Below are 17,067 nucleotides of genomic sequence, written 5' to 3'. Positions count from 1 at the left end.
CGAACACCTTCCTATCCAACGAACGGAAGGTTAGCGCCCGTTGCGGTCGTTCCGGTCATCGTGTCTGCCGCTTGAAAGCGGACGCTCTTTTTGGAAAATGCGTAAGGCCCATTATGGAATAGCGATCGAAAGGGCGATGGTGGGGCAGCTAAACAAACCGAAGTTCGACAAAGAGCAGCAGGTTCAGGACTGGCTCGAATTAATCATTGCGCAGGACAGATTGTCGGACGTCATTATCGGCACCGATAAGGTCCGAGAATCGCTGGCATGGACCGGATCACCCGAAATCAAGCCGCCCTTTCCCATCGATTATCTGACGCGGCTGGGAAACCTTAGGGCAGCCCAGCATGTACTCGGAGCGTTTCACACGCTTGAGCTGGTCAGTAAAAACAACCGCAGTATCTCTCGCGAGAAGGGAGAGAGCCTCTTTGTCGACCTGCTTTACTGTGCGCGGGATACCTCCCGGTTCGTCTTGTTCGAGGTAAAGAACCAGGATGGCAGCGCCCGCGAGGCGGTGACGGAGATCATGGCCTATGAGCATGAGGCGTTGAACCATTCGCCGTTTTCCAGCGCGAACGATATCATGATGGTGATCGTGTCGCGTAATTTTTCGACGCTTCTCGATCATGCCGTTACCGGACTCAACAGCTGGTCCCGGCGACGCATTTTGTGCCTACGCTTCGAAGATGGCGAAGAAGGCCCTAGACTGATCGTCCATATTCCGACCGCATGGAGCGCGATCGGCCAGAAAGAACTGACTGCCAATGGAATCGTGACAGCGACACTGTCCTTCACACCATCGCAGGACCTGGACGAAGACGATATTCATGACGTGTGCTCGACCGCTGCCAATCTGATGGTCCGCGAGGCGGAGCGTTCCGGGGGCTCTGGCTTTGCAATGGTGGCCTACAACCATCTTTATCCTAGGATGGCCACCTCGCCCTATCTGATCTTGGCCGGCGTCGTGAATCCATTCAGTTTTTTGGAGAGGGCGCAAATTGAGGGCTTTATGGAGAACAACCGTTCGCCCATATCCGATTTCATCCTGAAAGATGGTCGGACGGGCGAACTGTCGGCATCCTGGGACTGGCTATCATGTGACGGCGGCGCTGCCGTCGAGTATCTAAAAGGATATGGCTCGCCGGAATGGGCGCTTGCCCAAGGATGGGAAGGCATCAGGAACATCGAGCGCTGGCGTTATCCGGGGTTGACGCTGGATCGCCACATCATGCCGGTTTCGGTCGATTTCTGGGGCGTGTTGGGTGACTATGCGCGGGATGCCGTTCGCCAAGTTGACCGCATGCGGAATTTCATGTCGAGCTGCGCCAGACCAGGCATGGACTGGCGCCATCCGATCCTCGGCGTGCTTCTGCTCGACGAGATTGCGTCTACGCCACCGCTGATCAAGGGTCAGTGGACATTTTCGGCTCTGTTCAGATTGGGATTAGTGCTCGGCCGATTTGGTTCGCTTTCCGCCCAGATTGCGGATGCCGAGCCAGAACAACAGCGCATGCTGCAAGCCGGTTCATTTTGGGCGGAGGTCGACATGGCCGCCATGTTGCAGGAGGTTGCGCTCCGCTATTTGTCTGCCGAAGATATGGATGACGCCCCGCCCACCATATCCGTTCGCCGATCCGAAACCGGAGAAGAGGCATTTGCGTCGGTGTCAGCCTTTGCCGACTGGATCTTGCGGACCTTTATCGGTGACAATGAGGAATTGATGCATGCGGCATTTGCCGTAGGCTGGCAGGTTTATCCCATTTTCGACCCGCAGTTCGACGCAAGGCAGGACAATCCGCAGGTCGCATCTCTTCGTGATTTCGCGGTGGCAAGGGCGCGAGACTGGTTGAAATGGTCTGTCGTAGCGGCGACCGGCGATGGTCGAGATGGCAGAGCCGCGACCACAGCCATCACCGCAAGCTTTGGCGATCTGCTGCCTTTGAGCGATGGGAAGGACACCGCTTTGGCTGCGGTCGATAAGCTGAGCCCGGCGATTCTGATCGATAAGTTGCTGATTGAAATCCCTAAGATCGTCGATAGTTGGCACCCCCAACTCGCCCACACATTGGCACCCGTGGCATCGATTGGCCATGATTGGGACTGGCTCGAACAACAGATCGCTGCTGCCCGTAGGCGTGGAGAGAAGAACCCCTGTATCTGTATTGGCGCGGGCGGAGAAATCGCTGTGGGTATCGTGCCCCCGATGCCCTGGATTCCGGTAGTCGATGACGTGACCAAGAAAGTCCTGCTATCCGGCAATAGCAGCGGGTCAGAAACCATTCTGGTGGTTAGTTGGGAGGATCTGAGAGCTGGAACGGCGCCGGGTCTGTCGTGAGATAGCGACCGGTCCGAGAGTTCGAGTGAAGAGGGGCATTTGCCGACAGGCGGCTTTCCTCCATTCTCGCTCCGAAGCGGATCGTCCGGTATCGGCCCATTGCAGTCATTCCTCCCCAAAGAAAAGAGACCCTGAGCATCTAATCCCCTACCGCATCCTCAACCCATCTCAGGCAGAGCGCGTCCTGCTACACCCCGCCAGAATCCCCCTACCCCCGCGTCAGCCCGTCCAAAAACAGATCCGCAAGCCGGGTCACATCGTCCTCGAACTCCGGCCCCGTGCGCACCAGGCACATGCCGATGAGGGTCAGAAGCAGATCCTCGGGCGTCACGTCCTCGCGCATGCGCCCGGCCTCTTTGGCGCGGGTCAGCAGGCGCGCGATCGCGCCGGTGAGGCTCGTGTAGGAATAGGTGTAGATCTCCGAGGATTTGTCGACGGCGAGCGCCAGCGCGGTCAGCATGCCCTGCTTCGTGGCGATCAGCCGGATATTGGCGTGCACCCATTGGCGCAGTGCGGCCACGGGGTCTGCCTCGCCTTCGAGCCGTTCGGCGAGCGCCACCATCTCGTTGATCTCGCGGCGATAGACGGCCTCGAACAGCGCCTCGCGCGTCGGGAAATGCCGGTAGAGCGTGCCGATGCCCAGCCCCGCCGCCTTCGCCACACCTTCCAAAGTTGCCTGCCCGCCATGGGTGCGAAACACCTCGGCCGCGGCGGTGAGAAGCCGCTCGCGGTTGCGCAGATAATCGGCGCGCGGCCTGCGCCTTGGCTGTTCGGTTTTCCGTTCCATCTAATCTTTTACGCCAATCTTTCGACGGCACCTCCCTTGAAAGCGGAGGCACCCTCCATATAACTCATGCGAGCCAGGCCCGGCAGTGCGCAGTGCGCCTTCCGGCCTGCGCGACGGAAAACCGCCGAATGCGCTCAAGCCGCGACGGCGTTTCCGGCCCGACCTCTTGTCCAAAGGTGGCCGCATGACCCTCTCTATCAGCCTCACCATCAATGGCGAGCCACGATCCGTCGCAATCGACGATCCGCGCGTCACGCTCCTCGATCTCTTGCGCGAGCGCCTGCATCTCACCGGCACCAAGAAGGGCTGCGACCGCGGCCAGTGCGGCGCCTGCACCATCCTCGTCGATGGCGCGCGGGTGAATTCCTGCCTGGCGCTCGCGCTCAGCCATGACGGTGCCGAAATCACCACCATCGAAGGCCTCGCCGAAGAAGGCCGCCTGCATCCTGTGCAGGAAGCCTTCATCGCCCATGACGGCTTTCAATGCGGCTATTGCACCCCCGGCCAGATCATGAGCGCCGTCGGCCTCATCGCCGAGGGCCATGCGCACGGCGATCCCGAGCGCGTGCGCGAATTGATGAGCGGCAATCTCTGCCGCTGCGGCGCCTATCGCGGCATCACCGAGGCCGTGCTCGAGGCCGAAGCGAAGCTCGCAAGCCGCGAAAGGGACGCCGCATGAACCGCTTCGACTATCTCCGTCCCGCCTCCATCGCCGAGGCCGTCGCCGCCGCCTCCGAGCCCGGCTCCGCTTATCTCGCCGCCGGCACCAATCTTCTCGACCTGATGAAGGGCGGCGTCGCGCGCCCCGACCGCCTCGTCGACGTCACGCATCTGCCGGGTCTCGGCGACATCGACACGCTTTCGGACGGCGCCATGCGCATCGGCGCGCTCGTCAAGAATTCCGCGCTCGCCTATGACGCGGCGTTTTCCGCCCGCTTTCCGGCCGTCGCCGAAGCGCTTCTCTCCGGCGCCTCGGCGCAGCTCCGAAACGCCGCGACCGTCGGCGGCAATCTCCTGCAGCGCACCCGCTGCCCCTACTTCTATGACACCGCCAGCGCCTGCAACAAACGCGCGCCCGGCTCCGGCTGCGACGCGCTCGGCGGCGCCAATGAGGGCCATGCGGTTCTGGGCTTCAGCGAGCATTGCATCGCCACCCACCCCTCCGATTTCTGCGTCGCGCTGACGGCACTCGGCGCCATCGTCGAGATCGAGGGACAGGGAGGCCGCCGCGAGGTGCCGATCACCGACTTCTATCGCCTGCCCGGCGACACGCCCGAGCGGGAAAACGTGCTCTCCCCGGGCGAGATGGTCGTCGCCCTGCGCCTTCCGGCCGAAGCCGCCGCCTTCGCCGCCAACCAGCGCTATCTCAAGGTCCGCGAGCGCACGTCCTATGCCTTCGCCGTCGTCTCGGCCGCGGCCGCGCTCACACTCGAGAACGGCACGATCACCGAGGCCCGCCTTGCGCTGGGCGGTGTCGCAGCAAAACCCTGGCGCGCGGAAGAGGCCGAAGCGCGCCTTGCCGGCCGCCCCGCCAATCGCGCCACCTTCGAAGAGGCCGCCGAGATCGCCTTCGCGGCCGCAAAACCCTCCGGCGACAATTCTTACAAGATCGCGCTCGGCCGCCGCCTCGTCGTGCGGGCGCTGGCGATGGCCGCCGCCGGCACGCCGGAGGAGATGCCGGCGCTCCCCGCCTCGCCCTTTGCCGCCCTCCCCGACGGCTTCATCCAGCAAGATGTCCAGCCAGAAGGTGCCTCCCATGTCTGAGATCGCACAGCTCACGCCCGGCCCGCGCCAGCGCCACGGCTCCAATATCGGCCAGCCGCTCACCCGCGCCGATGGCCGCCTCAAAGTCACCGGCGCCGCCATCTATGCCGCCGACAACCATCCGGACGGCCTCCTCCACGCCGTCATCGTGCCGGCGAAAATCGCCCGCGGCCGCGTCACCTCGCTCGATGTCGCCGCCGCCAGGGCGCATCAGGGCGTCGTCGAGGTGATGACGCCGGAAAACCGCCCGCCGCTCGCCATGGACCCTTACGAAAAGTCCAACCCGCTCATGTTCCGCATGCATCTCCTGTCGGACCCGACGGTGCGCTATGCGGGCGAGCCGATCGCCGTCGTCATCGCCGAGACGCTGGAAGCGGCGAAAGAAGGTGCGGCCCTCCTCGCCCCGCGCTACGAGGCGGACACCCCTGAAGTCACCCTCGATACCGAGCCTTACACGCCCGAAGCCGTCGGCCCGGGCCAGCCGGCGGAGGCCACGAAGGGCGATGTCGATGCGGGCTTCGCCGCGGCCGCCCAGGTGGTCGAGGCGGTCTACGAGACGCCGCCGCAATACCACAACGCCATGGAGCCGCATGCCGTCGTCGCCCGCTTCGACGGCGACAGCCTCTTCCTCGACATGCCGACTCAGGGCCTTGCCATGTCGCGGATGCGCATCGCCGGCCTTTTCGGCCTGAACCCTGAGAACATCCGTATCCGCAGCCCGTTCTTGGGCGGCGGCTTCGGCTCGAAAGGCGCCGTGTCGAGCCCGGAAGCGCTCGGCATTCTCGCCGCGCAACTCACCGGGCGCCCGGTGAAGCTCGTCCTCGCCCGCGAAGAGATGTTCGGCCCCGTCGGCCATCGCGGCCAGACGCGCCAGACGGTCCGTCTCGGCATCGACGCAGAGGGCGCCCTCACCGCGCTCGATCACCTCACCCGCGCCGCCACCAGCCGCTTCGACGAGTTTCTGGAGCCCTCCTCCGGCGTCGGCCAGTCGCTCTACAACGTGCCGGCGCTCCACACCGCGCATGAGGGCGTGCGCATCGATATCGGCACGCCCTCCTTCATGCGCGCGCCGGGCGAGGCCTCGGGCTCGATCGCCCTTGAAAGCGCCATCGACGAGGCGGCCTACGCGGCCGGCATGGACCCGCTCGCCTTCCGCCTCAAAAACTATGCCGAGGTCGAGCCGATCTCCGGAAAACCCTTCTCCTCGAAAGCGCTCAAGGAATGCTACCGCGAAGGGGCCGAGCGCTTCGGTTGGTCGGACCGGCCGCTCCAGCCACGCCAGATGCGCGACCCGTCGGGCCGCCTTCTCGGCTGGGGCATGGCGACGGCGATCTTTCCCGCCCTCATGTTCCAGGGCAATGCCCGCGCCGTTCTCCGCCGCGACGGCACCGGCGTGATGGAGGCGGGCGCCCACGATATGGGCCAGGGCGCCTGGACGGCGTTTGCCCAGATCGCCGCCGATTCTCTCGGCCTGCCGGTCGAGGCGGTCGATTTCCGCTCCGGCACGTCGGACCTCCCCGATGCCGGCCTCGCCGGCGGCTCGAGCCACACGGCCACCGCCGGCAACGCCATCCACCGCGCCGGCGCCGCCGTCATCGACAAGCTCGCCTCCCTCGCGGTTGCCGACGAGCGCTCCCCCCTCTTCGGCGCCGGCAATGTCGGGGTCGTCGCCCGCGAAGGCCGCCTCACCCGCCGCGACGACGAGACGGCAACCGAGAGCTTTGCCGACATTTTAACGCGCGCCGGCCTTGAGGAGATCGCGGCCGAAGGCCAGGCGGGGAGCGATGCGGCCGCCCAGGAGGCCTATGCCATGCACGCCCATGGCGCCGTCTTCGCCGAGGTCGCCGTCGATCCGGAGCTCGGCCAGATCCGCGTCACCCGGCTCATCGGCGCCTTCGCCGCCGGGCGCGTCATCAATCCGCGCATGGTGGAAAGCCAGTATCTCGGCGGCATGATCTGGGGCCTCTCCTTCGCGCTCCACGAAAAAGCCGTCCACGACCGCCGCACCGGGCGCATCGTCAACGCCAATTTCGCCGAATACAGCGTGCCGGTGAATGCCGACATTCAGGGGCTCGAAGCGATCCTGGTGCCGGAAGAAGACCCGCATGTGAACCCGCTCGGCATCAAAGGCGTCGGCGAAATCGGCATCACCGGCACCGGCGCCGCCCTCGCCAACGCCATCTTCCACGCCACGGGAAAACGGGTGCGGCGGTTTCCGATTGGGTTGGCGGAGGTGTTGTAGGAGGCGGGAGGTTGAGAGAAACATCGGGCGCGGGCCGCCTGCTCGCGCCCTTTTTCTTTTACAAGGTCCTTAAGGACAAAAAGTAGTGACGATCGACCGCTATGCGCCCTAATTTCGGACATTGGACAACGTGCGCGGAGGGCCGCAAGCGGACGTTAGGCAATTGGCGCGGCTGCTCACGGTTTTGAACGTACCGCGTGGCGCAGTTAAATTTGAGATAAGGTTGGGCGGGTGTGGCTGGTGAAAAAGCCCGCAGTCGATTCAATTCCGGCAAGCGGTTTAGGTTCTTCAGTCAGTGCGAGAGGAATATAGTTGCCAATAGCGTCCGTAATCCGAGATTGCGCAAAGGGCACGCCGCCGCCGAACACATGCCCAGCATGCATCCCACGGGCAGTTACTCGGTAAGAAAACGCATCATGCCCTGAGTGAGGTGCACAGTCGCTAAGGAACTGCGGCTTCCGCTATTGATTACGTTGAGCCGCTTGCACTCATAGGCCAGGTATCTCCCTCGATCCCGGTCGAAGAGCACAGCCAAATCGATGATGCCTTTACTGTATTTCGAGCCGTCAGTCGCGAGCCCGAACGGCTCGAACTGATATTCGACCCAGTGGCACAGCCGACACACCACCGCGTCCTTGGCGAGGTAACCAACGAGGTTGATAGTGATAGCATCCTCGTCTGGCTATTCTGGAAGAAACGCCATGCAGACCGGCCACGCCGCCCCACTCCTTTCCAGAAAGCGATCATCGAACGAAACGAAGTCGTCTAGCCTCCCCTGCGCATCGCCGATGACCATCAATCGACGCCTCCATGGTGCGGCAGGACTGCTGCGTGCTGGAGGCCGAGTGCTATTCCGTCAGCATCGGCAAGCGCCGTGCATCGCAGCCAGAAGGGCATTTGCAAGCAGATGCGAGACTGATCGCACCTCCCCATATTGAGATTCTGGGCTGTTTCAGCAATCTAACTACCTAAGGGTGCTATGCTGAGGCTGGACAGGACGGAAAGATGTGCTTGAGAACGATGAACGGAATATCTGCCATAATTGCGTCGGCGAGGCTTATCTAAGCGCGCTGATCGAACGCGAGGGTGAAATCGGCGCCTGCAGCTATTGCAAGGACGACGAGGAGCCGTGCATCCCGATTGAGGACTTGGCCGGCCATATCGATGGAGCCTTTGAACGGCATTACGACCGGACCTCTCCCGACCCGGACGGTTACGAATCTATGCTCCTACGCGACAAGGAGCTGGCTTACGATTTCGAACGGCATGGCGAACCGGTACTCTATGCGATAGGCGACGCAGCCTTGATCGACGAAGAGCCGGCGCAGGATGTGCTCGACATCCTAAAAGAACAATACTCGGATTTCGAGTCCGCGCAGATGGGCGAGGAATGCGAGTTTGATGCCGACAGCCACTACGAAGAGAAGGCCATTGCGGACCACGAATTTGCGTTCGAATTTCGGGCCATCGAACGCTCACTGAAGTCACAAGCGCGCTTCTTCAACCGGGGGGCCGAAGAATTCCTGAACCGGATTTTCGCGGATCTCGACGGGCGTACCGCGGGCGACGGTCGGCCGGTGATCGTTACCGCGGGACCGGACGCGAAGATTCGGGGCTTCTTCCGGGCTCGCGTATTCCATCACAGCGAGGAGCTGGACCAGGCACTCGTTCGGCCCGATCTTCATCTGGGACCGCCTCCGAGCCGGATTGCACGCGCCGGACGGATGAACGCGCACGGTATTTCGGTATTCTACGGCGCATCCGATCCGGGCGTCGCGCTGGCCGAAGTGCGTCCGCCGGTGGGCAGCCGCGCACTGGTCGGTCGGTTCGAGCTTGTGTGCCCGGTGCGCCTGCTCGATGTCGAGGCCCTGCGCTCGGTCTATGCCGAAGGGAGCATTTTCGACCCCTCCTATGTCGAACAGCTTGCGCTCGCCAAGTTCCTCGGACGCCTGAGCGATCGCATAACCATGCCGGTCATGCCCGACGACGAGCCGACCGAATATCTGATCACGCAGACGATCGCCGACTATCTTGCAAGGCGTCCTGAGCCTGGGCTCGACGGGATCCTCTTCCGCTCGGTGCAACGCCCAGGCGAGCATCAGAATGTCGTGCTTTTCAATCATGCGTCTAAAGTCGCGGAACTGGAATTTCCCGAGGGTACCGAGCTGAGTGCCCACCAGTATGACGAGACAGAGGACGGACCCGAGTCCGATTACTGGGTTTGGGAGGAAACGCCTCCCGAACCGGAAGAGGCGGCCGACGAAGAGGAGGAAGAAGAAGACGGCTTCTTCGGTCTTAACGCGATGCTTGAGCCACCCGACTTCGCTTTCTCAGAGGATGCGGACTTTCGAGAAGACTTCCTGCGGGTCGATACCGCGCAAGTGAGCGTACATCACGTCAAGGGTGTTACCTTCGATGTCGACGAGTTCGAGGTTCGCCGGCGTCGTTCCGAGAAGCGCAAGCTCCCGTTTTGAGAAGAGACCGCCGAGATGAGTGAGCCGGCCGAGAGCGTCAAGCGGATCAAGGTTGAGTTGCTCGAACCCGGAGACATCGTGCTGACGGCCGATGAGGGCAAGACCAGCACGCTGGTACGATTGGCGAGTAAAGGCGCGGTCTCGCATGCGATGATCTGCGTGCAGAGCGGCTCGATCATCGATTCGACCGATTTCGGCGTTCAGGCTCACAATATCCAGCGCGAGCGCTACGCAGCGGATGACCGAGTGCAGGTCTTTCGATTGCGCGAACCGCTGAGCGCGTTCCGGCTTGGCGCCGTCCTCGACTTCGCGCGCTCCGAGGTCGGCGCGCGCTATTCGAAGATCGAGGCAACGAGATCGGTCCTCGCCGGTCCAAGGCCACGAAATCGCCAGCTATTCTGCTCGCGCCTTGTCGCCCGGGCCTATGCCCATGCAGGTATCCAGCTTGTCGCGGATGCGGATTATTGTACGCCGGACGAGCTGCGCCGGAGCACCTTGCTCATCGAACTCGAAGACATGACCGAGCCGGTCTCGGAAGAGGAGATCGCCGCCTGGGCAGCGCGTCCGAATCCGATCGCGGAAATGCAGGAGAGCCAAAACGCGATATTGGCGGCGGCACGCCGGCTCGATTCCACAGTCGAGAACTTCACCGATCTCGACCGGCTGGTGCAAACCCACCCAGAATGGGATGACGAAATCGCAAAGGCCTTTCGGGACTCTGGCTATCTCAACCTGTGGAAGACCGACTTTCGGGTCAATCCCTGGCACTACGCTCTGGCCGAAATGGAAGCGCTGACAACGGCTTCCACAATCGACGATCTACGCGACTATTGCATCGGCACAATCCGCGAATTCCATTCAGGCGGCCTACGCTATGCGGTCAATCTCGTTCACTACAGAGAGGCATTGCGCGCCTACAGTCGGCGGACGACCGAGCAACTCGTAAAGCTCTATGAGCGGCTCGTGCACAACGACCGGCTGCGACGCGACACAGCGCTGGCTTGGCTCCGGCACCACTTCCCCGACAATGCGAAGAACAGTCTCGAACGGATAGTGCCGCATTCGGAACAATGGTTCTCAATCGTCGACCGGGTCGAGCCCGCCCTCGGTCAGATTGCCCGGCTGTCGATTGACCACATGAAGTTACTCGAAGTCTGCTCCGTCTGTGGCGATCCTTCGGAGGATTATTTGCTGGTCAATGCCGCAGAAATGATGCCCGGAGTTCCCTCGCTGCGGCTATGCTCGGATTGTGTGGGAATTCGGCGAGCGGGTGGCGAGATCCTGAAGCCACTCTGGGACTAATAAAGCCCGCGCAATTCGATGTGGGTTGTGAACTGGCCCATCGCGATGCGAATGGAAGGTGTCCGCTTTTTTAGGCAAAACCGGACCGTCTCCTTCCTGCCGTTTGCGGCATTTTCTTATCGGAACACCCCCCTCACCCGGCACCCCTCAAATCCACCTTCCGCCAGCCGCGTGCAGAGTGTGTCCCATTCGCAGCCGGTGCAGGCGGGGCGGGTGGTGCCTTGGTGGAACCAGGCGCGCATCTCGTCGACGCGCGCGCGGGAGAGCGGGATCACCGTGCCGGCCTCAATCGTCAGGCCGAGGTTTTCGCCGACATCGCGGGCGGCCTTGCGGTCGCGCTCGGTCACCGAGGCCTTGAAGCAATGCGGCTCTTTTTCCGCCGCGATCACGCAGGCGCAGAGCGGGTCGGGGCCGTCGACGATTTTGACGGCAGCCCCCGCATTGATCGCCGCGGCCACCTCCTCGAAGCGGGCGACGAAGCCCGGCGAATAGCCTTTGCCCGCAAAGGTCAGCATGCACAGGAGATGGTGGGCGCGCAGCTCCACTTCGGTCGCACCGCCGGCGGCCGCATCGCCGGCGTCCGCATCGCCGCCCCCCGCGCGGGCGCCCGCACCCTCCCCCGCCGGGCCTTCGCCCTCGGAGGTCTCTTTGGTGCGGTTTTCCCTGTCCACGGGCGGGCTCATCGCCCGGTCCATCGATAGACCCGGCCGCCGTCCGTCTTGCGGCCCGTATCCTCGACGCCCGGAAAGTCGCCGGCGCGCACGGCGTTCAAGAACGTACGGCCGAGCTTCACCCGGTCGCCGATATAAAGCCCGCCCCAGGCGTCCCCATAGATTTCGGGGAAGTGAAATGCGCCGGGCGCGCGGGCCTGAAGCGCCCGTTCAAGGCGCGCGCGTTCCGCCTCGTCAAAACCCATGCCCCTCATGCCACGCTCACCTCTCGCGGCCGGCGATCCATTTCTCCACCTGCGGCGGCTGATAGGTCTTGAAGCGGTGGAGAAGCGTGCCGGGATCCGCCTCCACCATCAGCATCGCCCGGTGTTCGGGGCGCATGAAATGTTCCGCCGCCTGGTGGTCGAGGAAGGCGGCGAGGCCGTCGTAAAACCCCGCCACATTCAACAGCCCGACCGGCTTCTGATGATAGCCGAGCTGGCCCCAGGTCCACACTTCGAAGAGCTCTTCGAGCGTGCCCGCCCCGCCCGGCAGCGCCACGAACCCGTCGGAGAGGTCGCCCATCAGCGCTTTGCGCTCATGCATGGAGCCGACTTCGTGGAGTTTTGTGAGCCCCTTATGCGCCACCTCCTTTTGCACGAGCGCATGCGGGATGACGCCGATCACCTCGCCGCCCGCCGTCAGCGCGGCGTTGGCGACGGCCCCCATCAGCCCGACGCGCGCGCCGCCATAGACGAGGCGCAGCCCCGCCTCGGCAATCGCCGCGCCGAGACCGCAGGCCACGCGCGCATAATCGGCGCGCGCTCCGGCATTGGAGCCGCAGAAGACGCAGATCGCCTGCATAATATGCCCCGCTTACGCCCCGAGCGCCGAAAGAATCCGCGCCCAGGAGCGGATGCCGTGGCGAAAACTCTTCAGATTGTATTTCTCGTTCGGCGAGTGGATGCGGTCGTCGTCGAGCGCGAAGCCGACGAGCACCGTGTCCATGCCGAGCACGCGCTTGAACTGCGCCACGATCGGGATCGAGCCGCCCATGCCGATGAGTTTCGCCTCCGTGCCCCATTCCTCTGAAAGCGCCGTCAGCGACCGCGACACCCATTCGCTGTCGGATGGCTGGGTGATGGCGCCCTCGCCGCCATGGCTCTTGAACGTCACCTTGCAATCGCCCGGCACGCGCGCCGCCACGAAGGCGCGGAACGCCTCGCGGATTTTGTCCGGCTCCTGCTCGCCGACGAGCCGGAAGGAGACTTTCGCCGAGGCCTTCGCCGGGATCACCGTCTTGCTGCCGTCGCCGGTATAGCCGCCGATGATGCCGTTCACCTCCGCCGTCGGCCGCGCCCAGATCTGTTCCAGAACCGAATAGGCCTTTTCGCCCCCCGGCTCCTTCAGCCCGATCTCGGCGAGAAACGCCTGCGGGTCGAAGCCGAGGCTCTCCCATTCGGCCTTTTCCTCCGCCGTCAGCTCGGCGACGCCATCGTAAAAGCCCGGGATCTGGATGCGCCCCTCGTCATCGCGCAGATCGGCGAGCACCTTCGTCAGGACATGGATCGGATTCCTGGCCGCCGAGCCGTAATGCCCGGAATGGAGGTCATAGGACGGCCCCTCGATGAACACCTCCTCATAGAGAAGCCCGCGCAGGCGCGTCGCGATCGCCGGGGTATTGGCGTCCCATTGCGAGGTGTCGCAGACGAAGGCGACGTCGGCCTTCAGCTCCTCGACATTGTCTTTGAGGAACGGCAGCAGCGACGGGCTCGCCGATTCCTCCTCGCCCTCCAGAAGCACCGTCACATTGACCGGCAGCGTCCCCTCTTCTTCCATCAAGGCGCGCGCCGCCTCGATGAAGGTCATGAACTGGCCCTTGTCGTCGGAGGAGCCGCGGCCGAGAATTTTCGCCTCATCGCCTTCGCCCGCCACCTGTGGCTCGAACGGCGGCGTCTCCCACAGCTCCAGCGGGTCCGCCGGCTGCACGTCGTAATGGCCGTAGAAGAGGATATGCGGCTTGTCCGCGCCCGCGCCCTTGTAATGGCCGACCACCATCGGATGGCCGATCGTGTCGCGCACGGACGCCTCAAAGCCGATCTCGTTCAGCTGCGTCGCGCACCAGGAGGCGGCGTTGCGGCAGGCGGCGGCATAGGCCGGGTCGGCGGAAATCGACGGGATGCGGATCAGCTGAAAGAGCCGCTCCAGCGCCTCGCCGGAAACGGCGGAATCGATGCGGGCAAGGGTGTTTTGAAGCATGTGAGCCTTCATGTTTTCGCGCCGGCCGGACGGGCGTTGCGATCGCGGCATCCCACGAACGATGCCTCCCCCGCCCGGGCGCGCCAGGGTTCCCCCGTCCCTAGCCGATCGCGCCCCCGCTCGGCAAATCACAGGCGCATGGCGGACCCGCAGAAAAGCCGTGCGCCGATCACCAGCCCAGAACCAGCATCCGGTAGGGCATCCAGATCCCCATCGCGAGCATCATCAGGTTCTCCGTCAGCGACACGAAGCCGAGCGGCACATTGCTGCCGCCGCCCACGCAGGCGCATTTCAGCTCCCGCCTGTCGATATAGACGGCCTTGAAGACGGAGGCCGCCCCCAACCCGCCGATGAAGAGCGCGATCGGCGCGGAAATGAAGGTGAGCGCCCCGGCGATCATCAAGATCCCGGCCGCCGCCTCGCCGAAGGGATAAAAGTAGGCGTAGCGCACATATTTCGGCGCGAGCAGGTCGTAGTTCAGGAACATGGTCGAAAAGCTCTCCACGTCCTGCAGCTTCTGCACCGCCAGCAGGCACATCGAAATGGCGATGAACCATTCGAGCGCGCGCCCCGTCAAAATCGTGCCGAAGGCGGCAAAGCTGACGGCGAGCGCCATCAAAAAGGCGACGGAAAAGATGGCGATCACCGGCCGGTAGCTCGTCTCGCCTTCCTTCGTCACATGCTGGCCGAAATGCTCGCGCAATTCGTCATAGCCGCCGATGCGGCGGCCCGCGATGAAGACCTGCGGCGTCGTCTCAACATCATGCTCGCGCTGAAAGGCGTCCGTCTCCTCGCGGGTTTCGAGCCAGTGATCCTCGACCGCAAACCCCTCGCGTTCGAGCAGATCCTTCGCCTTGATGCCATAGGGGCAGACATGCTCCTCCATCACCATGCGATAAACGGCAGCCTCCTTCGCCCCGCTCGCACGCCCCTGTCCGTTGGCACTTCCCGACACCCCGCTCTCAGGCGCCCGGCCCTCCACCGCTCTCTCCGGGGCCACTCTTTCCGCTGTCTCCGACATGCCGTTTCCCACGTGTTTCAAGTCTTCTTGCGGGGCCAACGCCCTGAGCGCATTGGGGTTCAAGCGCGGACGGAGAAAGGAGCGATGAAGAGGCGGTTGCCGCTTGAAAGTGCGGGGGCGGCTTCTAGCATAAGCTCTCTCCAAGCTGCCATCGGTCGGGGGGCCTCAACGCATGGACAGAATCGGAACCGGAGAATTGTCCGTCGATAAGGGGCAATTCTTCGAAGCCGTCACGGCTCTGGCGGGATCGATCTTCTTCCTCAGACAGCCGAGAACGATGTTCTCCGCTCAGATGAGCGTTTGGACGAGCGATCCATCCGAGGGGATTTCGCCCGAAGACTGGCTGACGAGAACGCTCTCCGGCGCCCGGCCCGTAACCGAGCGCCGGCCCGTCGCCTTCGCCGATCTGTCCGGCGAGTGGAGCCGGGTCGATGACCGCCTGGAAGACCCCGAGACCGGTGAAAGCCGCCCCTGGCATCGTCTGCGCGTTCTTCTCGTCCCACCGGAGGGGTCCGCCTGGTACCACGCGACAGCCATGTGCGATGGGCAGGATCTTCCGGCGGTGGAGAGCGAATTCCTCCGGGTTCTCCAGTCGATGCGACTGAAGGTTGAAGGCGAGAGCGCGCATGCGGCCCGCGCCGAAGCCAGAGCGGAAATGGACGATCTCCTCACCCGGGCGATGGAAAGAAGCAGGGCCGCTGTGCAGCGGCAGACAGCCCGCCCGGCGGGTCCCGGCGAAAAGCCCGCGCCGCCTGTCCGAGATGTCGAAACGCGCTTCGACGAAGCCGTTCAATCCGCAGGCCTCGGCGATCGACGCGAGGCGCTTCGTCGGATCGCCTTGCCGACGCTCGTCTTGACGGAAGCGGGCGAAAGCAACGGCGAAGGCCTGGGGCAGAGCCGCGTCGGCGGCGGCCCCGACCTCGCCGAGGCGAGCGCATGGCCGCGCGACCGCAGCGGTTTCCATCTCAACTTTCTTGCCCAGATCAATCTCGCCGACCTGCCGCACGATCTGACCGCCGATCTGCCGGATGACCTGCCAGCCGCCGGGCTTCTATCCTTCTTCAGCGGCACGGATATGTCGGACGGGACTGTCCTCTACACCCAAAGCGACACGGCGCTGGTCGCGCACGACCTGCCTTCGGATGCGGAGGAGACCGCCAGCCGGGCCATGAACATGGTGGAATGGGATGAGGCGACCGATCGTATGGTCGCCACCTCAAAGGGCGAGGAAGATCTCGTCGCGGCCACCGACGTCACCGGGCGCCTGGCGTTTCTGCGCGATGGCGAGCCCGTCGTCGTGCTGGCGTCGGAGTATGAGATCAGTCGCTCGCGGCAGCTCCTGCGGTTCGATCGCGCTCTGAGCGTTCCCTTCGGCCTGCCCGGCTCTTTGCCCGAGGCCTATGTGGAAGTCGGGCTCGAAGACCCGTACGACTTCTATGCCGCCATCCGCGAAGCCTTCGACGTCGGCGACGGCCCCCAACACCAGATGTTCGGCGTGACGGGCGTGCGCGACCTTCCAACATTGCAGGACGCGGCGGCGAAACACGCCCGCCGTGCGAGCTGGCACGACCTCACGACCGCTCAGGACTGGTTCCTTCTCTTGAAGATCGCATCCGGCGGAGAGGTCGGTTTCGATTTCTTCGACCATGGAGATTTCATCTACATGGCCAACCGCCAGGACACCCGCAAAGGCGATTTCTCCCGCATCCACGCCTTCGTCGTCTCTGGATGACGCCAGGTCGCGGCCGGAGACCTGCGTGATGAGCCCTCGCCCGCCGGAGATGACCGGAGAACACGGCACAATCCCCGAGCTGAAGGGAAACGGCGGCCCCGCACGGCCTCACCCGCGGCATGGCCTGTTCCTCTCCCCCCAAAGGAACACAGGCTGGAGAGGTCGCCGCGAAGCGGCGGGTGAGGGGTGGCGCCGATTATTGAGCAAACCATCACCCGCGGCATGGCCCAACCCTCGCCCCCTTGCGGGGAGAGGGTGGCTGCCAAAGGCAGCCGGGTGAGGGGTCACTCCGAGCCAGCTCAGGGCACCGCCGCGCCAAACGCGCAAAAGCCGCCGACACCCCTCCCCTAACCCCTCCCCGCAAGGGGGAGGGGAACTCCGCCGTGCCCGAACACACGCCCTCACCCATCCGTCGGCCGCAACCGGAGCTCGGCACAGGTCACGACAAACCAGGAAAGCACGAGTGAAGCCACCGCCCCGGCGCGCGGCACGGCCTGTTCC

At 63.9% G+C, this 17,067-nt stretch carries 13 protein-coding genes; 7 read left to right on the top strand and 6 right to left on the bottom strand.

Features of this window, described 5'->3' with window-relative positions; all coding sequences use genetic code 11:
* The first annotated feature begins 136 nt into the window (after positions 1-136).
* Positions 137-2,335 (top strand): hypothetical protein, encoded by a 2,199-nt coding sequence (locus tag L0F51_RS17545; RefSeq protein WP_234630480.1) that lies wholly within the window; start codon positions 137-139, stop codon positions 2,333-2,335.
* A gap of 208 nt (positions 2,336-2,543) precedes the next feature.
* Here L0F51_RS17545 and L0F51_RS17540 read toward each other — a convergent pair whose 3' ends face one another.
* Positions 2,544-3,122 (bottom strand): TetR/AcrR family transcriptional regulator, encoded by a 579-nt coding sequence (locus L0F51_RS17540; protein WP_234630479.1) that lies wholly within the window; start codon positions 3,120-3,122, stop codon positions 2,544-2,546.
* Positions 3,123-3,306: 184 nt separating this feature from the next.
* Here L0F51_RS17540 and L0F51_RS17535 point away from each other — a divergent pair, with 184 nt between their 5' ends.
* The 5 genes from L0F51_RS17535 to L0F51_RS17515 all read left to right on the top strand — a co-directional run bounded on the left by L0F51_RS17535 (position 3,307) and on the right by L0F51_RS17515 (position 10,904).
* A complete protein-coding gene (locus L0F51_RS17535) occupies positions 3,307-3,801 on the top strand; it encodes a (2Fe-2S)-binding protein (RefSeq protein ID WP_234630478.1) in 495 nt (164 codons plus the stop codon).
* Complete coding sequence (locus L0F51_RS17530; protein ID WP_234630477.1) at positions 3,798-4,886, top strand: xanthine dehydrogenase family protein subunit M; 1,089 nt, start codon at positions 3,798-3,800, stop codon at positions 4,884-4,886. Before L0F51_RS17535 ends, L0F51_RS17530 begins: the two co-directional genes overlap by 4 nt.
* The gene (locus L0F51_RS17525) at positions 4,879-7,128 is read left to right on the top strand and encodes a xanthine dehydrogenase family protein molybdopterin-binding subunit (RefSeq protein ID WP_234630476.1); all 2,250 of its coding nucleotides are present in this window, start codon (positions 4,879-4,881) and stop codon (positions 7,126-7,128) included. Before L0F51_RS17530 ends, L0F51_RS17525 begins: the two co-directional genes overlap by 8 nt.
* Before the next feature lie 1,007 nt (positions 7,129-8,135).
* Positions 8,136-9,602: an RES family NAD+ phosphorylase gene (locus L0F51_RS17520; RefSeq protein WP_234630475.1), complete on the top strand. Its 1,467-nt coding sequence runs from the start codon at positions 8,136-8,138 to the stop codon at positions 9,600-9,602.
* A 15-nt stretch (positions 9,603-9,617) separates the two neighbouring features.
* Positions 9,618-10,904, top strand: a complete 1,287-nt coding sequence (locus L0F51_RS17515) for a hypothetical protein (RefSeq protein WP_234630474.1) — start codon at positions 9,618-9,620, stop codon at positions 10,902-10,904.
* Between the two features lie 116 nt (positions 10,905-11,020).
* Here L0F51_RS17515 and L0F51_RS17510 read toward each other — a convergent pair whose 3' ends face one another.
* From L0F51_RS17510 to L0F51_RS17490, 5 genes are all read right to left on the bottom strand, one after another.
* Positions 11,021-11,587: a DUF1284 domain-containing protein gene (locus L0F51_RS17510; protein ID WP_234630473.1), complete on the bottom strand. Its 567-nt coding sequence runs from the start codon at positions 11,585-11,587 to the stop codon at positions 11,021-11,023.
* Positions 11,584-11,820: a DUF1413 domain-containing protein gene (locus L0F51_RS17505; RefSeq protein ID WP_234630472.1), complete on the bottom strand. Its 237-nt coding sequence runs from the start codon at positions 11,818-11,820 to the stop codon at positions 11,584-11,586. The genes L0F51_RS17510 and L0F51_RS17505 overlap by 4 nt, the downstream gene beginning before the upstream one ends.
* A 16-nt stretch (positions 11,821-11,836) precedes the next feature.
* Positions 11,837-12,418: a TIGR00730 family Rossman fold protein gene (locus L0F51_RS17500; RefSeq protein ID WP_234630471.1), complete on the bottom strand. Its 582-nt coding sequence runs from the start codon at positions 12,416-12,418 to the stop codon at positions 11,837-11,839.
* Between the two features lie 12 nt (positions 12,419-12,430).
* Positions 12,431-13,825 (bottom strand): dipeptidase, encoded by a 1,395-nt coding sequence (locus L0F51_RS17495; protein WP_234630470.1) that lies wholly within the window; start codon positions 13,823-13,825, stop codon positions 12,431-12,433.
* A gap of 157 nt (positions 13,826-13,982) precedes the next feature.
* On the bottom strand, positions 13,983-14,705 hold the full coding sequence (locus L0F51_RS17490; RefSeq protein ID WP_234630805.1) for a glutaredoxin: 723 nt from the start codon (positions 14,703-14,705) through the stop codon (positions 13,983-13,985).
* A 301-nt stretch (positions 14,706-15,006) separates the two neighbouring features.
* On the opposite strand from L0F51_RS17490, the gene L0F51_RS17485 reads away from it, so the two are divergent.
* Positions 15,007-16,566 (top strand): DUF1963 domain-containing protein, encoded by a 1,560-nt coding sequence (locus L0F51_RS17485; RefSeq protein WP_234630469.1) that lies wholly within the window; start codon positions 15,007-15,009, stop codon positions 16,564-16,566.
* The last annotated feature ends 501 nt before the right edge of the window (positions 16,567-17,067 follow it).

This window comes from Afifella sp. H1R (assembly GCF_021462425.1).
In the GTDB taxonomy this organism is placed as follows: Bacteria; Pseudomonadota; Alphaproteobacteria; order Rhizobiales; family Afifellaceae; genus Afifella; species Afifella aestuarii.
The sequence above is the reverse complement of the archived record's forward strand: the minus strand, read 5'-3'. Positions and strand labels throughout refer to the sequence as shown.